Here is a 26,305-nt window from a genome sequence, read left to right on the forward strand (position 1 = left end):
TCAGTGTTACCGCCATGTGCTTAATGTTGTAAGAAAGCAAACTATACTAATGGTAGCTTCTGGCTGTTTTAATAAAACTTTGCTGATTGGCTTCGGAAATTCTACTCTTCTGATATCGAATAGAGATATATCGCTTAATAACTCGCTCTGCTTTTGGGTAAAGCTCGGGATGTTGTTGCTTAATCCTGTGTAGTAAATCTTTAGGACCTTCATTAAGCCTGATATCCACTCCCTGCTTTTCTAATACTCGCTGGAACCGCCTGAAAGCACGTTCAATCTTATCCTTACTTTTAGCCTGACTTAAAATCCACAGACCAAAGCCTGCGCCAGCCAGCAATATGGTAGCCAGCAAAGCGTAACCGAGATAGCGCCATTGGTTATTGTTAATACCCACTTTTGACAACCAGTTGAACTGCATATCCTTGTCATAACCCATCAGGCTCTCATTCCAGAAGCTTTGCATCGCATCCCAGCGCAGGCTAATCTGCTGCCAGAGGCTTCTGGCCAATTCACTATCAGTGGTTGTTAAACTGTCAAAGTCAGTAAACCAGTCATCTCTTGAGCTTGTTTGATTTAACAATGAATCATCAACTCGTGACGGATGGATCGCTGCAGTGGGATCGACTCGACGCCAGCCCTCACCTTCCAACCAGACTTCTGTCCAGGCATGAGCATCTTTTTGGCGAATGATATAGTAATCACCGTAGGGGTTATACTCGCCCCCCTGATAGCCTGTAACCACTCTTGCAGGGATTCCAGCAGCACGCATAATAAACACAAAAGCACTGGAGTAATGTTCACAATAACCCTCGCGGCTACCAAGCCAGAATCCATCAATGACATTCTGCTCGATGACCTCGGGTATTAGTGTGTAATGATAATTTTGCTGGCGAATATAACTTAATACATACCTGACAAATTCTTCAGGGTCATTGACTTTCTGAAACTCCTCAATTGCCCACTCTCTTGTTTGCTCATTACCATCGTCAGGCAACTGAGTATTTAGCTGTCTTTGCCATTGCGACAGCTCAATATCTGAGTAATCAATCTGATAAGCCTGGGCAGAATAAAGTAATCTTTGAGTAACTCGCTGAGACTGTCGCCAAGTATAATTGTTAAATAGATAGACTTTTTCTTTAGGTGGATCAATCAGATCTTCCAGACCAAAGATCCAGCGACGATTATGCGGTTCAAGCTGAACTCTATATTGATAAGTTGGTGAGCCCTTTGGATAACTATCTCTACGAAGTGGAGACTCAACGCCTATCTTCCAAGCTATCCCATCAAACTCGGATAGCGCGAGACCGCGCCAATACATTTGGTTGATAGGGGGAGCTTCTCCTTCAAAATCTACTCGAAATGCAATTTCATCAAAACCATATAATGAACTTATAACCCCGGGGCTCATTTCATCGTCAATCCCCATACCTGCCTCACTATTAGAGGGCATGGCCCATAATGGTCCTGATAATCTTGGAAACAGGAAAAAAAGGATAAGCATGATAGGAAGCGCCTGCAGTAAAGTCACTCCAGAAATTTTGCCGAGATTTTTAATTCCAGCAACGCCCTGTGTACTGTTCAGTGCGATTAGCCCCATCAATATTGACATCATTGCAATCAGCAAATATACGCCCATTAAAATCGATTCGTCGTATAAAAATGCGGTTACCAGGATGAAAAAAGAAATAAATAAAATTAACGCGCCATCGCGATAATTTTTGGCTTCAAGTAGTTTGAAGGTATACATCAAACTAATAAGTCCTACGCCCGCTTCGCGACCACTTATAGTTCTGAAGTAAAGAAATACACCGACGAGTGCGCAAATGGCCAGAATCAAAATCATCCAGGAAGGAATTTTAAAGGCCTTTCTATAAACTACAAAACGGGTTAATAGTAGTGCAATTGTCGACGCTGAGATCCATGCAGGGAGATGAAACCATAAGGGGGAAAGAACAATCGCCTGCACGATAATTAAAATAGGAATAATGCCCGGACGGGTTAATGGTAGCGATTGAGTGTTCATTAATTTTTGCCCCTACTCCATCAAAGCCAGAGCACTTAGACATTGATGCAAATGTTCAGCACCTTGTCCTTTTTCAATTCTAACTTTGGGTAATTCCAGGCCATACAAATTCCCTGCCTGCTCGGCTTTAATAACCGCATCGGTCAAATATGATATTGCTAACTCTTTATCGTATTGACTGACACTTTCCCAGGTCAGAAGGTGCTGCTCACCGACAAGCTCTTCGAATTCCTTCGTTAATAAACCACGCTCACGGGCGAACGCCTTCCACATTACCTGCTTGATTGGATCGCCTGATTGATAATCCCGTAGACTATGAAAGTCCTCTGATCCTTTTTGGGCAAAGGCACCCTCTTCCTGTCCATGTGACTGTGGTGCCAGGATCTGCGGACATTCGATGGGTTTAGGATAAATTAATGCAACATGATTCGGTTTAAACCAGGACCAGACCTGAAAGATTCCAAATGGAAAAATACTGGTACAGACGAATCGCTGTGGTTTTAACAGCCCACGTTTATTGGCCTTGATTTTGATGTGAAAGACAGCCTTGGCACGAGACTCAACGTCAAAGTACTCAACCTGTTTCTTGCTTAGGCCAATACCTATTGAAGAGCGGTAACTCTCAGATGGATTATTAAACTCAAAAGGAAATGAGCACTCCTGTCCAACATATACCGACTGCGGTTTTAAGGCTCTAATCTTGAGGCCTCGTACATTCCTATAGGTATAGAAAACCGACAGCATACCGATCGCCAACAGAATAAAGCCTGCCATAAACCCCATGTTGTTCTGATAATTTGTTGAGGCGACCAATATCAGAATCAGAATCATCAACATCAGCCAACCGTAACGGGTAGGTAAAATATAGATGTTTCTTTGGCGAAGATGAACTTCCTGCTGCTCAGGGCTTCTCTTATCCACCCAGCTAAAGAATTTCTGTTCTATGGCACTGACAATTTTCATCAAGTTTCGATTATGCTGGTACTGGTGTATCTTGAATTATTTGCTCAACCAGTACTTCAATTTTCTCGCTGGAAGTTTTCACTGACTGCAGGCGATGAGCAACGGTAGGCACAAAAACTTTCTGTATATCTTCAGGTAGAACATAATCCCTTTCATCAAGAAAAGCCCAGGCCTTTGCAGCTCCAATCAGCGCAAGCCCTCCACGAGGCGAAAGACCGTGCGCAAAGTCAGGACTTTGCCGAGTAGCATTTATCAGCTCCATCACATAACTTAATAAGTGATCACTGATTGTTATGGTTTGAACAGATTTCTGAATCTCCATCAGCTCATTAAGTTCAAGCAGAGTCTCAATCTTATTCATTTGTACTCGCCCTGATTCTCCACGAAGCAAGACTTTTTCAAAGCCCGCTTCTGGATAACCCAGTTGAATACGAAACAGGAAACGATCCAGCTGCGACTCAGGTAAAGAGTAAGTGCCAATCTGATAGGAAGGATTCTGAGTAGCAATCACAAAGAAAGGCTGTGGTAATGGGTAAGTTTTTCCTTCAATCGTAACCTGCTGTTCTTCCATGGCCTCCAGTAAAGCACTCTGAGCTTTAGGAGTTGCCCGGTTAATTTCATCTGCCAGAACCAGCTGCGAGAAAACTGGTCCAGGATGAAACTCAAAGCTACCTTTCTCACGATCATAAATATTGGCACCTACGATATCTCCGGGCAAAATATCACTGGTGAACTGAACCCGTTGAAACTCCAGACCAAAAACTCTAGCTATCGCCTGCCCCAGTGTTGTCTTACCCATGCCGGGCAAATCTTCAATCAGCAGGTGCCCCTTGGCTAATAAGCAGGCAACGGCCAGTTTGACTTGATGAGGCTTGCCTAAAACGACTTTGTTAAGCTGGTCAAGGACAGGATTCAACTTTTTATGCATAAATATACCGGATATAAGTTCTGTGAACCTATTAATGTTTCATTAATCAGGGTTCAGTTATCGTTCAGATACTGACGAGGATAATTGACCTCGCATTATTTAACAAGAATACATGAGGAGATAATAATGTCATTAAAGAAATTGTTCGTTGCAACTACGATCGCTCTTACATCAGGTCTAGCCATGGCGAACAACGTCAGTTATGACTATGTTCAAGGTGGTCTTATTGATTATGATGAAGTTGACGGTGTTAACTTTAAATTCTCAAAAAGCTTTACCGATAACTTCTACGGTAAAGTGGACTACAGTGACTTAGAAAATGGTGGTTTCGATATTAGCATCCTTCGTATAAACGCAGGTTTCAATATGGAAATCACAAACAATACTGACTTCGTCGCCGAGTTGGGATACGAAGATTTTGATGCTGACTTTGGTTTTGATGATAACGGTTATAACGTCATGGCCGGCTTCAGAAGCATGTTTACTAACGATCTGGAAGTAGGCGCCTATGCTACCCACTCAGACGTTCTTGACTCAACGGACATTACTGTAGAAGGTCGTTATCACTTTGATCGCAACATGTCGGTTGCGCTAGAGTTTGGTAACGATGATGAGCTTGACGAACATATCGGCGTAAACTTCCGTTACAGCTTCTAACCCCATCAGATAGACCTAAAAAGCCACTTACTTTTAAGTGGCTTTTTATTTCCTCATCCGGAATTGGTTATAGTATGATGGCCGGTGAATTTTTTGAATATGGAATGATAACGATGAAAAAAGCATTATTCTTAGCACTTATGAGCACTATTGGCTTATCTGCGCAAGCCAACGACAAACTTAGCTATGATTACTGGCAGTTTGGCTATATTCACAGTGAAGGTGAACTTACTAGCGATAAAACCGGGTTTAAGATTGATCTGGTTGGTAGTTTCAATGAGTCTACATACCTGCGATATATAGCCCAAGAACAAACGGCTGATATCTGGACAGACAATGTCGCAGGAGAAGTCACAGCCAAAGAATATTCCGTTGCTTTAGGTTGGCATACACCAATGGGGAGAAGTACAGACTTCTTTGCTGAAGTTGGCTATCTCAAGCAAGACGCTGAAGGAATAATACCAGGCGATACCTACGGTAATGATGAAGATGGCTACTTAGCCAACATTGGTATTCGTAGTAGATTTGCTGCCAATTGGGAGTATACAGTTTTTGCCGGATATCGTGATATTGATTTTTCTCCTTATGTTGACGAAGTTAACCATGAAGATGATAACGATTCAGTCTATGGTTTAGAAACTCGCTATTACTTCTCTAAGTTGTGGTCCGTAGGTATTGCAGTTTCTGAAGAGGCAACAGGCCTTACATCTGGACTAAACTTAAGGTTTACGCCTTAAGCACCAAACTTTGACTAGAGCCATTGGTCCACTGGGCCTTTGGCTCTTTTCTAGCCCTTGATATTCCTAATAATTATAAGCCTGTAAAGATTTCTGACATTTTTTGCAAACTGTTTCACACTAGCTCACGACTCAGTGAGAATCAGCACACAGATCATTTTTGAAAACTCCCTAAAATACACACCATACGATGTAAACAAACCATATGTGTAGGAAATTAAGATGAAATATATACTTGTTATTGTAGCTGCTTTAGCAGGTATCAAGTTTTTGGCAGACACTCCGTACTTTGCTCAGCTATTTGCTGAAAACAAAGAACTGTTTGTTGCATTGGCCCTGACTATAGCTTCTAAACCCTTGTTAAAGAAAATCTTTGAGTAACTCCTCCCTGTAGTTTTTCAAGGCGGCCTCGGTCGCCTTTTATTTTTCCCGTATATTCTTTACATCTCTTCATGAATAAAAAACAGGCATAAAAAAACCGAGCTTGGTTGCCCGGCTTTTTCATACAGTATTCCTTAATAAAAAGATTCCTGATTTTCCTTCATCTTGACCAGTACGTCTGCCGGCTTGAAGCGCTCACCATATAAGTTCTGATAATGCTTCAAACGGTCAACGATGGTTGCTACGCCACGCTTATCCATGTAACGGAATGGTCCACCATGGAAGGGAGGGAAACCAATACCAAAAATAGCTCCAACATCGCCATCTCTTGCACTGCGAATGATACCCTCATTCAGACAGCGGGCAGCCTCATTGGCCATTAGCAAGATTCCTCGTTCGGCTATTTCAGCTGAACTAACTTCTTTACCTGGCTCCACACCAAGTACATGATAAACGGATTCGTCGACCTGTTTCTTTTTGCCTTTGGCTGGATATTGATAAAAGCCACGATTGTTCTTACGGCCTTTTCGATCATCATCAAGCAATTTGCTGAAGGCTTTTGGAGGCTCCATGCGGTCACCAAATGCATCCTGCAGAATCGGAGCTACTTTAGTCGCCACATCAATTCCAACTTCATCCAGCAAGGTTATTGGGCCAACTGGGAAGCCAGCTTTAACCATCGCTTTATCAAGCGTTTCAATAGCTACGCCTTCACTCAGAAGAATACCTGCTTCATTAACATAAGGCGCCAAAATACGATTAACATAAAAACCAGCACCATCATTAACCACTATTGGCGTCTTGCCCTGTTCTTTACCTAAGGCAACACAGGTTGCTATCACCCAGTCCGCGGTCTTTTCTGTCTTAATGATTTCAAGCAACGGCATTTTTTCTACAGGTGAAAAATAATGTAATCCCACTACCTGCTCAGGACGCTTGGCACCCTCAGCGATTTTACTGATTGGAATTGAAGAAGTATTGGTGGCAAAGATCGTTTTCTCAGAGCAGTTCTCCTCAACATCTTTTACCATCTGATGTTTCAGTTCTAAATCTTCAAATACCGCCTCGATCACCATGTCGCAATCTTTAAATCCTTTGTAATCCGTTGAACCGGTCAGGTACGACATAGTATTTCGTGCATCGCTGGGTGAAATAATACGACGCTTCATTTTCTTGCTGATGATTTTCCAGCTGTAGTTGAGGGCACCATTAATGCCTTTTGAACTAACATCCTTAACGCGTACTTGCTTGCCTGCTTTGTCTACGGAAACATAGGCGATCCCTGAACCCATTAAGCCACCGCCTAAGACACCAACTTTATCAACCTGTACTGCCTCAACATCAGCGTCAACGCCCTTGTCTTTCTTGAGCTCAGTGGTTGCAAAGAAAATGCTGATTAGCGCTTTGGCTTCAGGTGTCACCACCAGCTGGCCAAAGTTCTTGGCTTCAATAGCAAGCCCTGCATCAAAGCCTTGGCTATAACCCTTTTCAACGCACTCTATAATTTTATGAGGGGCTGGATAATTACCTTTAGTTTTACTATCCACGGTTTTACGTGCCTGATTGAACACCAGGTTTCGACCTAGAGGATTAGCTTCCAGTAATAACTCTTTAATACCGGCCAAAGAAAGATAATAAGTCCATGGTTTTTTCTTGGAGCGGTCTTTGCGTAAATCATGAAGTCGCTTGGTGGCTGCCTTCATTAAATTTGCAGCGGGCACAATCTCATCAACCAGACCTAACTTCTTAGCCTGTTTAGGGAAAAGCTGCTTACCTGTTAGCATCATGTCCAAAGCTGATGGAATACCCACAAGTCTTGGTAAACGCTGAGTGCCGCCGCTTCCTGGCAGTAAGCCTAACTGAACTTCCGGCAGCCCCAGTTTCGTTTTGGGACTGTCACTTGCCACACGGCCGTGACAAGCAAGAGCAAGCTCAAGACCACCGCCCAGACAGGCACCATCAATCGCTGCAACAATCGGCACCTTGAACTTTTCCAGTTGGGTAAATAGTCTCTGGCCTGTTTTAGCGATCTCTTCAGCCTCTTCAGCTGTATTAACACTATTGAGTACTGTGATATCAGCTCCGGCAATAAAACTACCCGCTTTTCCGCTGCGAATGATGACACCTTTAACACTGATATCATCAGATAGCTTCTCAAGAATCTCTCCAACCTGCTCGCCGAACTCAGGTTTCAAAACATTCTGAGCTTCGCCTGGCAGATCGATTGTAATGACGGCAATGCCATCATCTTGCATGTTCAGTTCAAAAATTGACTCAGACATTATTCAACCTCCAGGATCATTGCTGCACCAAGACCACCAGCGGCACAAGCAGTCGTCAAACCAACCCCTCCGCCACGGCGTTTCAGTTCTCTCAATGTTTGCGTAATCATACGTGTACCTGTTGCGGCAAACGGATGGCCATAAGCCAGCGAGCCGCCCAGCACATTGAACTTATCCATATCAATATCACCAATCTTGGTGCGCTGACCGAGCTTTTCTTTTGCGAATTCAGTGGAGCCAAAAGCCTGAATGTTTGAAATAGTCTGCGCGGCAAAGGCTTCATGCATGTCAATTAAGTCTAAATCCTTAAGTTGCATTTTGGCTTTTTTCAGTGCCATTGGAGTTGCATAGGAGGGCCCCATCAGCATGTCATGGGTCGCCTCAATCGCTGCGAATGCATAACTTTTGATATAGCCCAGCGGCTCATAGCCTAGTGCTTTGGCTTGCGATTCTCTCATCATTAATACTGCTGAAGCACCATCACTCAATGGCGTGGAATTCGCTGCAGTTAATGTGCCATATTTTCGATCAAAGGCAGGGCGTAACTTGGCATAGCCCTCAAGGCTAGAATCAAACCGTACAATGTTATCGCGATGCAGCGGCTCTTTTGTGTAAGGCTCAGCGTAAGCAGTCATCACTTCATCATCCAGTTTGCCCTCTTCCCAGGCCAGTGCGGCAAGGGTATGCGAACGATGCGCCAATGCATCCTGTTCTTCGCGGGTAATGCCTCGGTCCCGTGCCATTTGCTCTGCATTCTCGCCCATCGTCATACCGGTAGAGTATTCTTTAATGGCCGGCGGAACTGGCAGTAAGTCTTTAAATCGTAAGCTTTTGATGATGGACAGTTTTTGCCCCACGGTTTTGGCTTTTTGCAAATCGACCAACGCCAGCTGTAATTTGCGGCTTACGCCAATTGGAACAACTGATGATGAGTCGGCGCCACCGGCGATACCGATCGAAACATCGCCTAAGCTGATTGAGTCGGCAAGGCTGGCAACGGTCTGAAAACTGGTAGCACAGGCTCGCGAAACTGAATAGGCATCAGTGTGCACATTCATAGGTGTCCCCAGTACGATCTCACGCGCAATATTGGGCGCCTCGGGCAGAATGACTACCTGTCCAAAAATAACGCGTTCTATCAATTTAGGGTCAAGCTCGCTGCGAACCATCAGCTCATTAACCACCATTTTACCCAGTTCAATAGCATTGATGCCTCGGAAATGGGTCGCCTGTTTAGCAAACGGGGTTCTCAAGCCAGAAATAATAGCTACGCGGTCCTGCTTTGCCCGCGCCCGTTTTCCTGCTGCTGTTTCACTCATGCCGGTCTCCTGATCAAGAGTCTTTTATATGATTATTCCTTCGATTGTACCTGAACGACTCAAGTTTTCAAACAAACGTTTGAATGGCTTGGGTTACTCGTACTTTTCATAGCAGGAGTTTGTCCCTAAGAAACAATTAGTTGCATTTTTAAAGTGATTTTTGATACAACTCAGGGAGCTTTTTTAATACATTGAACTATTCATCAGTTCGGCTTACAAAGCATTACCACAATTGGATACCCCATTATATGAGTATCAAACAACAATTTATTGAATTAGAACAATTCCTTAAGTCACGAATAATTGGTCAGCATGATTTAGTACACAAAATGCTAATTGCCCTGCTGGCAGATGGTCATTTGCTAGTCGAAGGAGCGCCAGGTCTTGCAAAAACTCGCGCCATCAAAGAACTGTCTACTGCCGTTGAAGGTAATTTTCACCGTATCCAGTTTACCCCGGACTTACTACCGGCGGATCTAACGGGAACTGAAATCTATCGACCGCAAGATGGCAGCTTCCACTTTCAGAAAGGCCCACTATTCCATAATATGATTCTGGCGGATGAGATTAACCGTGCTCCTGCAAAGGTCCAGTCAGCTTTATTAGAAGCCATGGCAGAGCGACAAATTACCGTGGGCAGTCATAGTTTTCCATTGCCTCAGCTATTCCTGGTAATGGCGACTCAAAACCCGATTGAACAGGAAGGAACCTATCCTCTTCCAGAAGCACAGCTGGATCGTTTCCTGATGCAGGTCATCGTTGACTACCCTGAAGCTGAAGCAGAAGCAGAGATTCTGGCACTGAATCGTCAGGAAGCATTAACTGGTGAGTCAACTCCAGCAAATCCATTAAGCCAGCAGGATTTGTTCGATGCTCGCAAAGAAGTGCTCTCAACTTATATGGCACCTGAAATTGAGCAATATCTTGTACAGTTGATAATCAGTACCCGTCAGCCAGAAAAACTTGGTGGTTCGATATCCAGTTATATAGAGTATGGCGCAAGCCCTCGTGCCACCATAGCTTTGGATCGTTGTGCTCGCGCGAACGCGTGGCTGAACAATCGTGATTACGTTACGCCTGGGGATGTGCAAACGGTATTATTTGACATCTTGCGTCACCGCATCATCCTAAGCTACCAGGCGGAAGCTGAAGGCGTTACTGCGGATGCCATTATTGATGAGTTAATCAAGCAAGTTCCAACACCATAATTGCTGAATCATTAATGACACAAAAAACCATTACCTCACAGCACGCAGGCTCAAACTCTATCGAGTTAAGTCTAGAGCAGCTAATTGCCTGTCAATATTGGGCGCGTGACAGCATTCCATTGCCCAACAAAAAATCAAAAGCACATCTGGTTGGCGGACATCTGTCGCCCTACAAAGGACGTGGCATGGAGTTTTCAGAGGTAAGGCAATATCAGCCCGGTGATGATATTCGAACAATTGACTGGAAAGTGACAGCTCGTACTGGTGAAGTTCATACCAAAATTTTTCAGGAAGAAAGAGAAAGACCTGTCTTCTTATTGCTGGATTTGCAGGACTCCATGTTTTTTGGTTCAACCAAGCGATTTAAATCCACTCTCGCCTGTTTGCAAGCTGCCAGAGTTTTCTGGACGGCTCATAACTCGGGTAACCGAGTTGGCGCTCTGTTGAGCACTGCAACCGAACACGTAGAGTTAAAACCATCAAATCGTCGGCAAAATGGCTTACGTCTTTTACAGCACATGCTGGAACTGCATAACAATCGATTAAACTCTGTCTACAGAGAGCAGGAAGCTTTTACCATCAATAGTAATTCACTCCGTGATGCTTTATCCCGTTTACGTCATTTAGTAAAAGGCGGAAGCTTGATCTATATATTCAGTGACTTCAGCAATTTATCTGATGCCTGTAAGCAGGACTTGATACACCTCGCTCAACATAACGATATTCATGCGGTCATGATGACAGATCCACTTGAACAGTCGATTCCAGTAGCTGGCGAGTTTATGATTACAGATGGTGATAAAACAATTGCTTTGAATTCAGCAAGGCCCGGTTTTAAAAATCGGTATCAGGAGATGTTCCATGAAAAGCTGGTTAAAACCCAGCAGTTATTCCAGGAGGCACAGTGTAGTTTTGTTGAATACAGCACCGCACAGGAACTGAGCGATTTTGCTATCAATCCTTATCGCAACCGTTCAACCTCAGTGAAGAAAACACTGTCGAGATAGTTATGGCGAATCCACAACAAGCTCAATTACTCGAACAGTTACGGGATATTCATCTTCCAGAAGGTGTTAGCTGGTGGCCACTGGCAATTGGCTGGTGGATCGTCATTGCAATTATCCTTACTGTTATTGTGCTGCTAATCGCAAAAGCAATTGTCAGCAAAAGACGTCAACGCTTTGCGCGCTATGCCTTAATAGAGCTCGATCAAGTAAAGCGCAATACCGATAACGACTGGCTGATGCAAACGCATCACATTATGCGTCGCGCCAGTCTATGTTATTTCCCCAAATCGCAGGTCGCGGTTATGGATAACCGGCACTGGGTTACTTTGCTATACCAGACCGGTAGTGACATCTGGAGCCAACAGAGTTTGAAGTTACTCGAAGAAGGAATCTACCGTAACCCTGATACCATTGACTCGTCTCACCAGCATCAATTTCTACACGAAGCCAGTTTATGGCTAGCACAACTGCCGGACATTAAACAGCTACCAGCACTTGAACCTTCTGCAACAAATCCAGCTCAAGGAGGTCCAGAAGATGTTTGAATTTGTCTGGCCCTGGGTCTGGCTGCTACTACCCTTACCTTTAATTGTCTGGTGGCTGAGTGAACGCAAGCGTAAACAGCAAGCATTAAGAGCACCACTCTTTTTGTATTGGCGCAGTATTCAAGAACAGGAAGGAAAATCAAGTAAGCGATTCCCTTGGCTTACCTTTCTGCTCTGGACCTTAATAATCGGAGCGCTGTCACGTCCCCAGTGGGTTGGCGAAGCTATGGAATTACCAGCGACAGGACGCGACTTGATGCTCAGCATTGACATCTCTGGCTCAATGGAAATGCCAGATATGGTGATAGACAATAAAGAAGTTGATCGGCTGGTTGCCGTTAAAGCATTATTGACGGACTTTATTGCTCGTCGCAAAGGTGACCGAATTGGCCTGATCCTTTTCGGTGAGCAGGCCTATCTGCAAACACCACTGACATTTGATCTGGAAACAGTACAGATCATGCTGGATGAAACCACCATCGGTCTTGCCGGTTCTTCTCGAACCGCAATAGGCGATGGGATAGGCCTTGCAGTAAAGCGGCTTCGTGAACGTGATGCTAATAATCGTGTTCTTATCTTATTAACCGATGGGCAAAACAACACGGGCGTATTGAACCCTCTCCAGGCAGCAGAGCTTGCTGAACACGCCGGAATTACTATCTATACCATTGGTGTCGGTGCTGACGAAATGATCGTTAAAAATCGATTCTTCGGTAATAGACGCATCAACCCATCACTGGAACTTGATGAAGAAACCTTAATAGCCGTAGCGGAGAAAACCGGTGGCCGTTATTTCCGAGCGCGTGACACTCAAGAGATGGAACAGATTTATAAAATTATTGATGAGCTTGAGCCTGTGGAAGATGACTATCAAAGCTATCGCCCGATTAAGGCACTATTTTATATTCCACTGGCGCTAGCATTATTGGTTTCATTGTTATCCATAATCATCCGTACCATGGTGAGTTGGCGCGTCAATAGAACAGCTGTAGTTCGCCAAGCACCAGCAAAACCGGAGGAAACTCATGTTTGATTTTCTTCCTGAAATTACGCAACTCCATTTTATCCGCCCCTGGGCGTGGTTGTTGCTGATTCCAGTCATCCTATTGTGGTGGCTATACAGAACCAAAGGTCAGCAAGCCAGCGGCTGGGCCAAACTAATTGATCAGCACCTGCTAGGCTGGATGATGCCAAACTCGCAATTAGGTAAAAGTATTAAGTGGCAAAAAAACTTATTGCTCACAATGTGGATTCTTTTGGTCATTGCCCTATCGGGGCCCAGCTGGAAGAAGCTGCCACAACCTGTTTTTTCTAATTTGGCATCACGAGTGATAGTCCTGGATTTGTCTTCTTCAATGGATGCACAAGATGTCAAACCCAGTCGCCTGGCTCGAGCCAAGTTCAAATTAACCGACATTTTAAAAGCTATTAAAGACGGCCTAACAGGCTTTGTCGTTTATGCTGGTGACGGATTCATACTCAGCCCTTTAACCAGCGACACCGATACAATTGATAACATGGTTGAGGTTCTCTCTACCAACCTTATGCCATTAGTTGGCAGTAAGCCTGACAAAGGCATCGAAAAAGCGATAGAGCTGCTAGACAATGGTGCCGCTGGTGAAGGTGATATCATCTGGATTACAGATGGCGGAGATGAGGAAGAGTTGTCAAGAATAAAAGAACTAATTAGCAAAACCTCCTACGACCTCAATATTCTTGCTATCGGTACCGCGGAAGGAGCACCCATTCCGATGTCGAATGGATCTGGCTTCGTCAAAGACAACAAAGGCAACATTGTCATTCCTAAATTGAATTACAATGAATTGGCAAATTTTGCAGATGATATCGGAGCAACTCTCACTCCTATGACAGCCGGTAATGAGGACATAGAACTTTTACTGCAACGCCCGCAGTTAACGGTGGATGAAAGGTTGGAAAAACAGGACATTATGGCAGACCGCTGGGAAGATGCAGGCTTCTGGTTATTATTTTTAGTACTGCCAATTTTATTACTAGGTTTCAAACACCGCTCAATGTTCGCGATAGTGCTTGTAATTAGCGTTGGCAGTTTTGCGAGCCCTCAGGCTCAAGCCAACCCGCTAGAAAGTCTTTTCCTCAATAAGGATCAGCAGGCTAAAAAGCTTCTGAATGAGGAGCAGTATCAAGAGGCTTATAAGACATTCGAAGATCCTGAGTGGAAGGCTGTAGCTGCTTATCGCAATGGCGACTATCAAATAGCAGAAAATAATTTTGAGAATGGTCAGCAACTCTCCCCTGCTGACAAGTTATATAATAAAGCCAATGCACAGGCTCTGGCCGGTGAACTTGAGGCAGCGGTATCGAGCTATAAAGAAGCGTTACAACTCAATCCGGATCACCAGGATGCCCTGTACAATAAGAAAATAGTTGAAGACCTGTTAAAGCAACAACAGCAAGAAAATCAACAAAGCCAACAACAGGATGAGTCCCAATCCGAACGAGAACAAAATGATCAGCAGCAGGAGCAACAACAGGATCAGAACTCTCAAAGTGATGAATCCAGCGAGCAGCAGCAACAGCCTAGTGATCAACAACAACAAAAGCCTGAGTTGACTGAAGAAGAGTTGCAGCAACAATTTAAAGAAGAGGAAAAGGATCAGGAACTGGATCAGTGGTTGAAACGCTTACCAGATGATCCAGGCGGTTTACTACGTCGAAAAATGTATCAGGAATATCGCGAACGTGGTCATAAACAACATGTTGATGAGACATGGTAATCACAATCTGAACGGGTTTATGTACGATGCAAATACTTAGACAAATATCCATGTACGGCTTGTTAATCATTGGGCTGTTTTTCACTCAAGTCCTGGAAGCCAAGGTTCAGTATTTTCTGGACCGTGGAGAGATTCGCGAGAATGAAACTTTTCGACTCAAGATAGTTGTACAAAGTCCATCAACCCTGGCCAATGCTCTGACGCTTGATTTTTTACCAGAAGAACTGGAGCGACTGAGCCTGCAACAGTTTAACAATAGCACCATGATTGATGGTAAGTTTCATAGTGAAATGGGCTGGGAAGTTAAACTTCTGGCAAGACAGGCTGGAACCTATACTGTACCTGCTACAAAGTTTGGCAGTGAAACTGCTGATTCTTTTACCATTCGAATTTTACCCGCAATAGATGAGCTCAAGGAGGACAACAGCCCAGCTAAAGTTAAACTTCGCGCGGCTCTTAATCTTGAAGAAGTTTATGTCCAGCAACAACTTATCCTGACCGTACGAATTTATCGCTCGGTGGTTACCCGCCACGAAAGTTTGACGCTCCCAAAAGCAACCGGAGCAGTGCTTGAGCAACTGGGTGATGATAGAACCTTTGAAATGGTTCAGGGCAATACCAGTTATCGAGTAGTTGAACGTCAATTTGCCATATTCCCTCAGCAAAGTGGCGAGCTACTGATTGAACCAATGACATACACGGCAACCATTCTGGATGAAAATCAGTCGTCGAACCCATGGGGACTTAGCCGCACCAAGCCTATTTCGCTAAGCACGCCACAATACAAGGTTACTGTAAAACCCAAGCCTGTCTCAGCCGAAGAGCCATGGCTACCAGCGACCAACTTGAAGCTGGAAGCTAACTGGCTTCCAGCCAATCAAACTTTTGAAGTTGGCACCCCTGCCACCTTAGAGTTCAAAATTAAAGGCACAGGCCTGCTGCAAACTCAACTACCTAACATTACTTTTCCTGAGGTTGATGGCGTCAAAATCTATCGGGATACTCCCGAATTCCAACAGCTGATTAACCGTCTTGGCGTTACCAGTCATCATATAGAAAAATTAGCAATAGTGCCCAGTCAGTCTGGCGAAGTAAGCATACCTGAAGTTCGTATACCCTGGTGGAACACAGTGACAGACAAACAGGACTATGCGGTACTCCCACCTATGACAATCGAGGTAAAACCTCAAGCTCAAACCAGTCAAGAGGCATCTACTCAACCGGTAATATCCAATAAAACTAACAATGAACAGAAAATCAACGAAACTGGAGCTGCTCAGGCAGACAATGTGAAAACCACTGAGGAAACTTTAAATATCTGGCAAATTATCAGCATCATTCTGGCCGCACTTTGGTTGCTCACACTTATACTCTGGCGGTTTACTAAACCCAAACAATATGGCTCTGATAACAATGTCATGACATCCTCTTCGAACCAACTTGACCAGAACTTCAAAGCCAGCCTAAGCGACATTGAACGTGCCTGTAAAAATAATGATGCCAAAACCGCACATCAACTCCTGCTTCAGTGGTGTCGCAGTCAACCACATTTAAACCATATTCAGAACCTTGGCCAACTTAAACAAATGGCTAAGAATACAGAACTGGCAAATCAACTGGAGCACTTGCAGGCATCGCTTTATTCACCAGGTCGTGAGCGCCCATGGCAAGGCCAAGAGCTGGCCAATGCACTTCAACATTTGCCAAAACCCTCCTCGGATAAGGATGAACAGGGATTACCTAAACTGTATTCATAACAGTTACTCCATTCTCCTCTAATTAACTGACCGGCTCAGTGCCATCATTGGCACTCCGGTCGACTGTTGCTACAATGCCTTCTTTTGGTCATGAGATAACATTTATGCAACTCAATCAATCGAAAGCCATTATCAGTGGCGGAGCTTCTGGTTTAGGATTTGCCACTGCAAAAAATATTATTGAACAGGGTGGCAAAGCCGTATTGTTAGATATCAATGAAGAACAAGGTCAAAAAGCAGCAAGCGAGCTTGGTCAAAACGCTCTATTCATCAAGACAGACATCAGCAATGAAAGTGATGTTGAGTCAGCAGCCGACAAAGCTGCTGAATTTATGGGTGGTATCAATCTTGCGGTAGGTTGTGCAGGTGTTTTAGGCGCAGGTCTTATTCACAGTAAAAAAGGGCCAATGCCAGCCGAATACTTCCAGAACGTCGTCAATATCAATCTAGTCGGTACTTTCCTTCTGACCCGTGCTGCATCACGCCATATGCAGAACAATGAGCCAGTAGATGGCGAACGTGGTGTCATTATTCATACAGCTTCAATCGCAGCTTATGAAGGTCAGATTGGTCAAACAGCTTATTCAGCGACTAAATCAGCAATCGTGGGCATGGTTTTACCATTAGCTCGAGAGTTTGCCCGCATCAATGTTCGTGTCATGGCAATCGCACCTGGTGTATTTGAAACTCCTATGATGGAAAAAATCACTCCAGAAATCTGCGAACAGATCGCTGCCGGCATCCCTAACCCTTCTCGCTTTGGCAAGCCTTCAGAGTTTGCTTTGACCGTGCAGCAAGTTGTTGAGAATCAATACCTTAACGGCTCAACTATTCGTCTGGACGCAGCGGCGCGACTACAGTAATGCTAGAATCAGCACCAGCAAAGCAACCATCATGGCTGGTGCTGATACTTCACCATATCCAGAAAACTTCTGTCCTGACGTCTTTCAGCAATTACTAAGCTATCGTCAAGCTGAGCTTTCTCTTTCAGCACATCATTGATTTCCTGCTGATCAATAGGTTCCTGCTTAATATATGTCTCTTTGTCTTTTGACTGATAATTCCAAAAGGCCTCAAATTCCTTGGCAAAACGGGCTGGTTCTTTAAGCTCTTCTGATAATACTAATGTACACATGGCTTTTTCCTCTTTGTTTATTTGACGATTCCATTACAGCACCCAATTCTGAAAGCCATATGATCCAATTATGGCGAATTATGGCAATGACTCTCTTAACTTATTGAAATACGATATTACTCCTAATCAGAGTAAAAAAATACCCAGCCGAGCTGGGTATTTTAAGGTTTATATTATAATTATCACTTTATCAGACGATGACTGCGTTGCACCAGAATCTGCAACTCTCGTAGCGCCACTGAGAACTTGGAGAACTCATGGGTACTGGTTTGTCTGAAGTCAGTAACCATTTCACGCCAACGTGATAGCAAATCATCATGATCGGCCAGGAAGTGCTTGATCCGTGTATCTGCTGACTTGTACTTATTGGTCAAAGGCAATACCGCTTCAATCAAGTTTCGTTGCTGGTAATCCAGCTCTTCGCGGAATGCGGCACGAGCAAATGCCTGCCAATGATTGAGAACAGGTTGTGCGATGATTTGAGTCAGGAACCAATGGAGGTTAATTTCCGCACCCAGTTTGTAGTAAACCTCTGCTACCAACAGAATTGGCAGATCATACTGTTTGGCCAGCTCAATGATATCCATTGCTGAGAACATAGTGCTCAGCAATGAAACCTGGCGAGCTAGCTTCTCTGGTACACCCTGCGCAATCAATTGCTGTGCATCTTTCTCAATGCCCTGAGCTTCTTTTGCTTCCAATGTTTTATGAACATTGCGTTGCAATTCAACCACGCCATCACGGAAATAACTGACGACTTCAGCAATGGACTGATCCTTGCGACGATTACGCACGAACCAGCGAGTAGCACGGCGTACAATACGACGCGCCTGGAACATCATCTGAATCTGTACATTAGCCGGGACTTTATTATCCAGCTCTTCGATACTATCCCAGAGTCCTTGCATACCAAAAGTTTCTTTGGCCATGGCATAACATTGCGCCACTTCGCCAATATTAGCACCAACCTCATCAATCACTCGGAATGCAAAGTTAGTTCCCATCAGGTTGACCATTTCATTAGCCACACTCATCGCTATAATTTCATCGCGTAGTGGGTGCTTGGCCATCACTTCAGAGTATTTGGCACGTAATGGTTTCGGGAAATATTCGACCAGATAGCGCTCAAAATATTTTTCTTCTGTGACTTCAGGAATTCGTAATGAATCCTTAAGCTGCATTTTGCCATAAGCTAATAGCACTGATAGCTCGGCGCGGGTTAAACCCTGCCCTTTGGATTCACGCTCGAGCATTTCTTCATCGGTTGGCAGATATTCAAGCTCACGATCAAGCTGAACATCTTTTTCCAGACCATGGATAAAGCGCATATGCTCCTTAACCATACTCGGCGCACGCGACTCGGTAATACTGATAGACTGGATTTGGCGATAGTTATCTTCGATAACAATTTGCGAAACTTCATCAGTCATTTTAGCCAACAGCGTATTACGCTGCTTTTCGGTCATATTGTGCTCAGCCATGATGCCATTCAGCAAGATCTTAATGTTGACCTCATTGTCTGAACAGTTCACGCCACCAGCATTATCAATAAAATCTGTGTTGGCACGGCCGCCATTGAGCATATACTCAATTCGACCCAGCTGGGTACAGCCCAAGTTACCGCCCTCACCTATGACGCGAGCTTTTACCTCATTACCATTAACACGAACACTATCATTTGCGCGGTCACCCACGTCAGCGTGAGTTTCTTTAGAGGATTTAACGTAAGTACCAATACCGCCATTCCAGAATAGATCAACCTTCATTTTCAAGGCTGCATTGATAAATTCATTCGGTGATAGCGATTTTGCCTTAACGCCCAACATTTCCTGAATTTCAGGCGTTAAAGTAATGGACTTGGCACTACGTTCAAATACGCCACCGCCTTTAGAAATTAATGATGCGTTGTAATCATTCCAGCCAGAACGCGGCAAGTTAAACAAACGCTCACGTTCTTTATAGGAAGCAGCCGAATCCGGATTTGGATCGACGAATATATGCATATGGTTGAAGGCAACTTGCAGGCGGATGTGCTTTGACAGCAACATACCGTTACCAAATACGTCACCGGACATGTCACCACAGCCCACAACCGTAAAGTCTTCGCTCTGGCAATTAATACCCATTTCGCGGAAGTGACGTTTGACCGACTCCCAGGCACCTTTCGCAGTAATACCCATCGCTTTATGGTCGTAGCCATTGCTACCACCAGAAGCAAAGGCATCACCTAACCAATGACCATACTCTAGCGAAATGCCGTTGGCGATATCCGAGAAAGTTGCAGTACCTTTATCTGCTGCAACAACCAAATACGGATCAGGCTCATCGTGAATCACAACATCGTTAGGATGAACCAGCTTATCAGCCACGTAATTATCAGTAATATCCAACAATGCACGAATAAAGGTTTTATAACACTCTACGCCTTCGGCAAAGAATGCATCACGACCACCCGTAGTTGGCAATTGCTTACAGACAAAACCACCTTTAGCACCTACCGGGACAATTACAGAGTTTTTCACCTGCTGAGCTTTAACCAGACCCAAGACCTCAGTACGGAAGTCTTCACGTCGATCTGACCAGCGCAAACCACCACGAGCTACTTTACCACCACGCAAGTGAACACCCTCAACACGTGGTGAATAAACAAATATCTCAAACATTGGAACCGGTTTTGGAATACCGGTAATCATAGATGGCTTTAACTTGAAGGAAATATAGCTCTTATCTTTGCCATCTTCGGCTTTCTGATAAAAATTGGTGCGCAATGTTGCGTCAATGACTTGCAAATATTTATTGACGATTTTGTCCTGATCAAGATTACTGACCTGCTCGAATTTCTTCTTTAGATCACGTTTTAGAGCATTGTACTTGCGCTCATTAAACTCTTGCTGAGGGTTAAATCGGTGTTCGAATAATTCAACCAGGCCATGAGCAATCTCAGAATATTGAGACAATGTCTGTTCGATATAGGTCTGGCTGAAGGTGAAGCCAATCTGCCACATATACTTGGCATACGCACGAAGCATGGCAACCTGACGCCAATCCAGGCCAGTTGCAATGATTAAACGATTGAAGCCATCTTTTTCCGCCTGATTTGTCCAGGCCTTGGCGAATGCTTCCTGGAACTTATCACGCACTGAGTCAACATCAATATCATTGTCATAACGCACACTGAAATCCATAATCCACATGGTTCCAAGCGCTTCGGACGATATTTTATAAGGTGTTTCATCAATTACGGTCAGCCCCATATTTTCTAGCAGAGGCAAGACCTCTGAAAGTGGTATAGGTTGCTCACGATTAAATAATTTAAAGCGTAATAGACCACCCTCAATCTGCTTTTTGTAAAGCAGCATATCAAATGGGCGCTCTTCGCTTAGACGCTCAATATGCTTAATATCCGCGATGGCTGACAACACACTCTGCTGATTCTGATAACCAGGTGAGAAGGCATTAGCATATTTTTTCTGTAACTTGGTCGCCTCAGCTGGTTCATAAAGATGCGCAATTGTATCAACTAGAACATCTTCCCAACTTAAGGCTGCTTCCTGTAAATCTGCCTGCAGCTTTGTTAGGTCGTAGTCAATCGCTTCAGCATTTTCTACAGGCACACGGAAATGAGTGCGCACTAGATTTGATTCTGAGAAGTGAGTATTAAATTCAATTTCACCCTTACTACCAAAAGTTTCTGACAGAATCTCTGTCATACGCAAACGAACCTTGGTGTTGTAGGTGTCTCTAGGAACAAAGCAAAGCACCGAGAAATAACGGCCAAATGGATCGCGACGTACAAAGGCTCTAACCTGGCGGCGCTCCTGAATGTGCAGGATACCCATCGCAACATTCAACAACTTCAAAGTAGGGATCTGGAATAGCTCATCTCTTGGGTAAGTTTCCAGAATATTCTTCAAAGCTTTATAGTCATGACCGCCCTGCTTAAGCCCTGACTCAGCTAGAACGTTATGAATCTTCTTACGCAGCACAGGAATAAACTGCGGATCCATGTTATAGGCTGCAGAAGTAAAGAGGCCGAAGAAGCGATATTCGCCAATAACTTCTCCGTCTTTGTTAAAGCGCTTAACACCGATGTAATCAATATGGCTCGGACGGTGTACTGAAGAGACCGTGCTGGTTTTAGTAAGGACTAATATATGTTCATTAGATAGTGCCAGCTTCTGAGCACCTTTTGGTGACTCCGATAAACTGTAGGCTTTTTGTTTGGCAGGTTCCGCTAAAGTACCAAGTCCACTGCCTTTAACCGGTTTTAATAACAAATCATCTTTTGATTTTTTCAAATCATAAGTGAGGGAGCCCATGAATACGAAGTGATTAGCTTTTACCCAGCGAAGGAAATCAAGTGCCTCTTCTATTCTATCTTTACGCAAAGGCGGTGGAGTCGATTCAAGCTCATTAATGATACTGGCAAGCTTATCGCGCATCGGATGCCAGTCACGTACTGTTGCTCTAACGTCGCCTAAAATACGCAACAAATCAGCTTCTATCTGCTTAATGGTGTCTTCGTCGAGCTGCTTGTCAATTTCAATATACATTGGCGTTTCAATGTTCTTGTTCTTTTCGCACTCATCATCGACACATAAATTGACAGATTTAACCTTGCCATTTTTATCACGAGCAACCTGTATGGGAACATGGATGTGTAAATGCACATCAATTCCATGACGATTAAGCTCCATGCGAATTGAGTCAACCAGGAATGGCATATCCGCATGATTTAACTCAATAATGGTATGCTTATTTTTCCAGCCATTTTTGTCGCTTGTTGGGTTATGCACACGTAACTTGCAAGTCCCATCAAAATCTTGAATAAACTGCCACAGGCTGAATATTGAATTAAAGATTTGCTCAGGACTACGCTCGATAAATTCATCTTCAGCAACACTGCTGTAGATGATTTCAGCGAATTGTTTAACGAGCTCAGATTGACGTTTTGATGCTTTTTGTTCGATTAGTTGCTTAACATCATTTAGCAACTTGGAAGAAGTGTTTGAACCGACCATTGTCCTTTCCAAAACCGCTTAATTGGGTGAAGAAAATCAAAAATAAATTGTGTCAATTCTAGGCCATTTGAAAGCAAAATGGCACCTAAATTTCACTTTAGATGCCATTATTTCTAACTGGTACGCGCTGTTAGCGCGAATACTAATTTTTTATCAGCGACGATAGAGGAAGGTAGCAGGATGATTGCACCTAACATGTTCACCAGGAACATAAAGGTCAGCATAATCCCCATATCTGCTTGGAATTGCAGTGCCGACATCAACCAGGTGCTAACACCGATTGCAAGAGTCAAGCCAGTAAAGAGTACCGCATTACCGGTTAACTTGAGCGTTTCATAATAGGCATCCGCCACACTCATACCGGAACGGATAAAGCCAACCATTCTTGAGAATATGTAAATGCCATAGTCAACACCGATACCAACACCTAGTGCAATTACTGGCAATGTTGCTACGGTTAGACCAATGTGTAACCAGCTCATAAGTGCCTGCGCCAGGAAGGATACCACCACCAGAGGCAAAATCACACAGATTGTGCCACGCACCGAACGGAAGCTAATCAAACAAAGGAGCGTCACTGCCAAATAAACCCACAGCATCATCGGGATTTGTGCTTCTGAAACTGCCTCATTAGTGGCAGCCATAACGCCGACTGGGCCAGTTGCCAGCAGGTATTCAACTTCCTCGTGCGCTTTATTGGCACGGAAATCTTTAACGGCTGAAACCAGTCGCTCGATGGTTTCTGCTTTATGATCATCAAGGAAAATCATTACCGGCATGACGCTACAGTCAGAGTTCAGTAGGCCTGTACTGGTCTCTACACGGCTAATGGACTGAACCAGAACAGCTTCATCCTTAGGTAACATTTTCCACTTGAGATTGCCTTCACTCAGCATTCCATTAACAACTTTGGCAACCTGAGGGAGGCTGATAGTTGATTGAACTCCTTTTACATTGTTCATCTCCCACTGGAACTGATCAATGTTATTCATGATGTCATAATAGGTACAGCCATCAGATTTAGTTTTTGCCAACACATAAATTACATCAGTACCAATTGCATAGGTATCAGTAATATATTTGTTATCAAGGTTATACGTGGAATCCTGTCTCAATGCAGGTGCACCAGCCTGGAGATCTCCGACTTTCATGTTAAGCGACTGCCAGTAACCGATAATACCCAATAAAAGACTTACAACGATGATAATCGTCGATGCAGGCTTACGGGCAAAACCAGCAATTTTCTTCCACCACTTCTCACGGGCATGCTCACGATCTCGTACACCTTGAACGAACTTGTCTGAGAAATGGGTATAAGAAAGTAATAGTGGCAGTAGCAATAAGTTGGTCAGAATCAGAACGGCAACACCAATACTGGCAGTAACCGCCAACTCACGAATGATATCAATTTCAATCAGTTGTAAAGTCAGGAAACCTACAGTATCACTCAGCAATGCGATGCCACCCGGTACAATCAAAGCTGCACAGGCTGCTATTGCTGCATTATAGGTTTTCATGCCATGGGCAACGTTATGCTGAACACCATTGATCATCTGTACGCCATGACTGACGCCAATGGCGAAAATCAAGAACGGCACCAGGATTGACATTGGGTCAATGCCATAACCAAGCGCAGTCAATAATCCGAGCTGCCAGACAACTGCAATAATGGAAGTAAAAATTGGTAATGCAGTTAGCTTAATGGAACGAGAGTACCAATATACAAGTAGGGCAGTAATAGCCAATGCAATCAAGAAGAAGACAATTACTCCACCTGCTGCATCACTGACATCACCAATCATTTTAGAGAAACCAATAATATGGACTTCTACATTTGGGTACTTTTCTTCGATGTCAGTTCTAATCTGTTCAAGATCATGGGCGACACGTACGAAGTCGGTCTGCACCATTTGCTCGCCATTTTCACCAGTAACTTCAACATCCGTCGGGTTGTACTCTGAGAGTAATTGAGCAGAGACCATTGCTGACTCAAATTCGTTTGACACCAGACGTCCAACAATACCAGCCTTGAGAATATTCTCTTCAACCTGCTTTAATGCTCTATCCGAGCCGTCGAAGCGCGCAGGAATAACTGGACCACCTTCAAGACCTTGTTCACTGGCCTCAATATAACGGGTGTTAGGCGTAAATAAAGATTCTACCTGAGGCTGATTAACCCCTGCTATACCCGCCACTCGATTGGTTGTTTCTTTTAACGCTTCGAAGAAAGTCGCGTTAAAAATATTACCACTAGTATCTTCAAGGGCAACCAACACTCTGTTAGCGCCACCAAACTGATCCTGATACTCAATGTAGGTCTGCATATATTCATGCTTCAGTGGAATATTCTTCTCAAAACTCGCATCCACACGCAGTTGAGTCACAAAGTAGACCATTACGGCCGTAAATACTGCAAAGAGGGCTATCCACAGAGCTCTTTTCGAGAAAAAGACCTTTGAGACGATTGATTCTAATTTATTCTTTGTCATTCTATATAACCTTTAAAGAATACTTTGGCGAATTATTGTTGTGAAAGGTTCAAGCGTTCAATGCCGCCATCACCCACTACAACTAATGTATCTTCATCTACCGCCACAACTGCTGCACGGCCTTTTAAGTCTTTACGCTTTTTGATATCGGTTGAAGTCAGTGTTTTGTAAACCAATGCGCCACCCGTTCCAACTAATACCCAACGATTCTCATCTAATATAGCCATATCATGAAAACCAGATGCGGTACTTAGAAACTGTCCCTGCCACGACTGCCCTGCGTCCTTGGAGATATATAAGTTACCTCTTAGACCATAGACATACAGATAACCTTTATCATCTACCTCAATGCCAAAAAATGAGCCGTCATAAGGGGTAGGTAATTTTTGCCAGGTTTCACCACCATCTCGTGTTTCAGCAGCTAATGCCGAACTGGTTTCAAAACCATCTTCATCAACACCGTCAATAAACTTCTCACCAGCCATCACCCAGTAATCATCAGTAATTTTTTGTATTGAATAAAAATGACTGAAAAATCCGTAGTAATCTGCCAGCCCTTCTATTTCACGCGACTCCCAGTTTTCACCACCATCATTCGACTCCAGGTATAAACCATATGAACCGACCGCAACAATTTTTTCGTTGGTGATAAATTGAACATCAAATAACGCAGGCTGCTCAAATGATTCTTCATTATGAGTCAATTGCCAGCTCTCCCCACCGTCATTTGTCATTAGAATAGTCTGGCTGAAACCGACCGCTATGCCGCGCTTGTCATCCAGAAAGTCAACTGCAGTTAGTTGTTCCCGTGTCGGTACAGGAACTTGGCGCCATTCAATCCCCTGATCATCAGACAGCAGAATATGTCCACGCTCACCGACTGTGACCAATCGGCCTGACTCTAACATTTCAATATCTAACAGCAAGGATTTTACGGCTTTATCAGCGATTAAGGCAGGTTCGGTTTCTGCACTCGAGGAAACCTGTATTCCGGTGAACAATAGCACCAAAGGAAATGCATACTTAATGATTGCTTTCATACAGAACAGTATTCTCTGGTTATTATTAAAGTGTAAAAAAAGCGGCCGAAGAAACGG

19 protein-coding genes are annotated in these 26,305 nt (G+C 44.0%); 10 read left to right on the forward strand and 9 right to left on the reverse strand.

Features of this window, described 5'->3' with window-relative positions:
* Positions 1–46: 46 nt before the first annotated feature.
* The 3 genes from CW740_RS09255 to CW740_RS09265 are packed head-to-tail and all read right to left on the reverse strand — an operon-like array spanning position 47 to position 3,914.
* Positions 47–2,023: a transglutaminase TgpA family protein gene (locus tag CW740_RS09255; protein WP_106647230.1), complete on the reverse strand. Its 1,977-nt coding sequence runs from the start codon at positions 2,021–2,023 to the stop codon at positions 47–49.
* A gap of 12 nt (positions 2,024–2,035) precedes the next feature.
* On the reverse strand, positions 2,036–2,986 hold the full coding sequence (locus tag CW740_RS09260) for a DUF58 domain-containing protein (RefSeq protein WP_106647231.1): 951 nt from the start codon (positions 2,984–2,986) through the stop codon (positions 2,036–2,038).
* 10 nt (positions 2,987–2,996) lie between these two features.
* Positions 2,997–3,914, reverse strand: a complete 918-nt coding sequence (locus CW740_RS09265) for an AAA family ATPase (protein WP_106647232.1) — start codon at positions 3,912–3,914, stop codon at positions 2,997–2,999.
* A gap of 126 nt (positions 3,915–4,040) precedes the next feature.
* On the opposite strand from CW740_RS09265, the gene CW740_RS09270 reads away from it, so the two are divergent.
* From CW740_RS09270 to CW740_RS12540, 3 genes are all read left to right on the forward strand, one after another.
* Entirely contained in the window at positions 4,041–4,571 is a 531-nt protein-coding gene (locus CW740_RS09270) for a hypothetical protein (RefSeq protein WP_106647233.1), read from the forward strand.
* 113 nt (positions 4,572–4,684) lie between these two features.
* Positions 4,685–5,308 (forward strand): porin family protein, encoded by a 624-nt coding sequence (locus CW740_RS09275; protein WP_227523837.1) that lies wholly within the window; start codon positions 4,685–4,687, stop codon positions 5,306–5,308.
* Positions 5,309–5,530: 222 nt separating this feature from the next.
* The gene (locus CW740_RS12540; protein WP_188459678.1) at positions 5,531–5,689 is read left to right on the forward strand and encodes a hypothetical protein; all 159 of its coding nucleotides are present in this window, start codon (positions 5,531–5,533) and stop codon (positions 5,687–5,689) included.
* Between the two features lie 134 nt (positions 5,690–5,823).
* Here the strand turns inward: CW740_RS12540 and fadJ are convergent, their stop codons facing one another.
* Positions 5,824–7,971, reverse strand: coding sequence for a fatty acid oxidation complex subunit alpha FadJ (gene fadJ / locus CW740_RS09280; RefSeq protein ID WP_106647235.1), 2,148 nt, complete (start codon positions 7,969–7,971; stop codon positions 5,824–5,826).
* Complete coding sequence (fadI, locus tag CW740_RS09285; protein ID WP_106647236.1) at positions 7,971–9,290, reverse strand: acetyl-CoA C-acyltransferase FadI; 1,320 nt, start codon at positions 9,288–9,290, stop codon at positions 7,971–7,973. Before fadI ends, fadJ begins: the two co-directional genes overlap by 1 nt.
* Positions 9,291–9,538: 248 nt before the next feature.
* Between fadI and CW740_RS09290 the strand changes: the two genes are divergently transcribed.
* The 7 genes from CW740_RS09290 (at position 9,539) to CW740_RS09320 (ending at position 17,426) form a co-directional block, all read left to right on the forward strand.
* Positions 9,539–10,498 (forward strand): AAA family ATPase, encoded by a 960-nt coding sequence (locus tag CW740_RS09290; protein ID WP_106647237.1) that lies wholly within the window; start codon positions 9,539–9,541, stop codon positions 10,496–10,498.
* A gap of 14 nt (positions 10,499–10,512) precedes the next feature.
* Entirely contained in the window at positions 10,513–11,505 is a 993-nt protein-coding gene (locus tag CW740_RS09295) for a DUF58 domain-containing protein (RefSeq protein WP_106647238.1), read from the forward strand.
* A 2-nt stretch (positions 11,506–11,507) separates the two neighbouring features.
* Positions 11,508–12,050: a DUF4381 domain-containing protein gene (locus CW740_RS09300; protein WP_106647239.1), complete on the forward strand. Its 543-nt coding sequence runs from the start codon at positions 11,508–11,510 to the stop codon at positions 12,048–12,050.
* Complete coding sequence (locus tag CW740_RS09305; protein WP_106647240.1) at positions 12,043–13,083, forward strand: vWA domain-containing protein; 1,041 nt, start codon at positions 12,043–12,045, stop codon at positions 13,081–13,083. The genes CW740_RS09300 and CW740_RS09305 overlap by 8 nt, the downstream gene beginning before the upstream one ends.
* Positions 13,076–14,806, forward strand: a complete 1,731-nt coding sequence (locus CW740_RS09310) for a VWA domain-containing protein (protein WP_106647241.1) — start codon at positions 13,076–13,078, stop codon at positions 14,804–14,806. Before CW740_RS09305 ends, CW740_RS09310 begins: the two co-directional genes overlap by 8 nt.
* Positions 14,807–14,832: 26 nt before the next feature.
* On the forward strand, positions 14,833–16,563 hold the full coding sequence (locus CW740_RS09315) for a BatD family protein (RefSeq protein WP_227523838.1): 1,731 nt from the start codon (positions 14,833–14,835) through the stop codon (positions 16,561–16,563).
* 104 nt (positions 16,564–16,667) lie between these two features.
* Positions 16,668–17,426: an SDR family NAD(P)-dependent oxidoreductase gene (locus tag CW740_RS09320; protein WP_106648131.1), complete on the forward strand. Its 759-nt coding sequence runs from the start codon at positions 16,668–16,670 to the stop codon at positions 17,424–17,426.
* Positions 17,427–17,455: 29 nt separating this feature from the next.
* Here CW740_RS09320 and CW740_RS09325 read toward each other — a convergent pair whose 3' ends face one another.
* The 4 genes from CW740_RS09325 to CW740_RS09340 all read right to left on the reverse strand — a co-directional run bounded on the left by CW740_RS09325 (position 17,456) and on the right by CW740_RS09340 (position 26,248).
* The gene (locus CW740_RS09325; protein ID WP_106647243.1) at positions 17,456–17,698 is read right to left on the reverse strand and encodes a hypothetical protein; all 243 of its coding nucleotides are present in this window, start codon (positions 17,696–17,698) and stop codon (positions 17,456–17,458) included.
* 182 nt (positions 17,699–17,880) lie between these two features.
* Complete coding sequence (locus CW740_RS09330) at positions 17,881–22,719, reverse strand: NAD-glutamate dehydrogenase (protein ID WP_106647244.1); 4,839 nt, start codon at positions 22,717–22,719, stop codon at positions 17,881–17,883.
* A gap of 113 nt (positions 22,720–22,832) precedes the next feature.
* Entirely contained in the window at positions 22,833–25,208 is a 2,376-nt protein-coding gene (locus tag CW740_RS09335) for an efflux RND transporter permease subunit (protein ID WP_106647245.1), read from the reverse strand.
* A 32-nt stretch (positions 25,209–25,240) separates the two neighbouring features.
* A complete protein-coding gene (locus CW740_RS09340) occupies positions 25,241–26,248 on the reverse strand; it encodes a WD40/YVTN/BNR-like repeat-containing protein (RefSeq protein WP_106647246.1) in 1,008 nt (335 codons plus the stop codon).
* Positions 26,249–26,305 lie beyond the last annotated feature (57 nt).

The sequence above is a fragment of the Kangiella profundi genome (assembly GCF_002838765.1).
Taxonomy (GTDB): domain Bacteria; phylum Pseudomonadota; class Gammaproteobacteria; order Enterobacterales; family Kangiellaceae; genus Kangiella; species Kangiella profundi.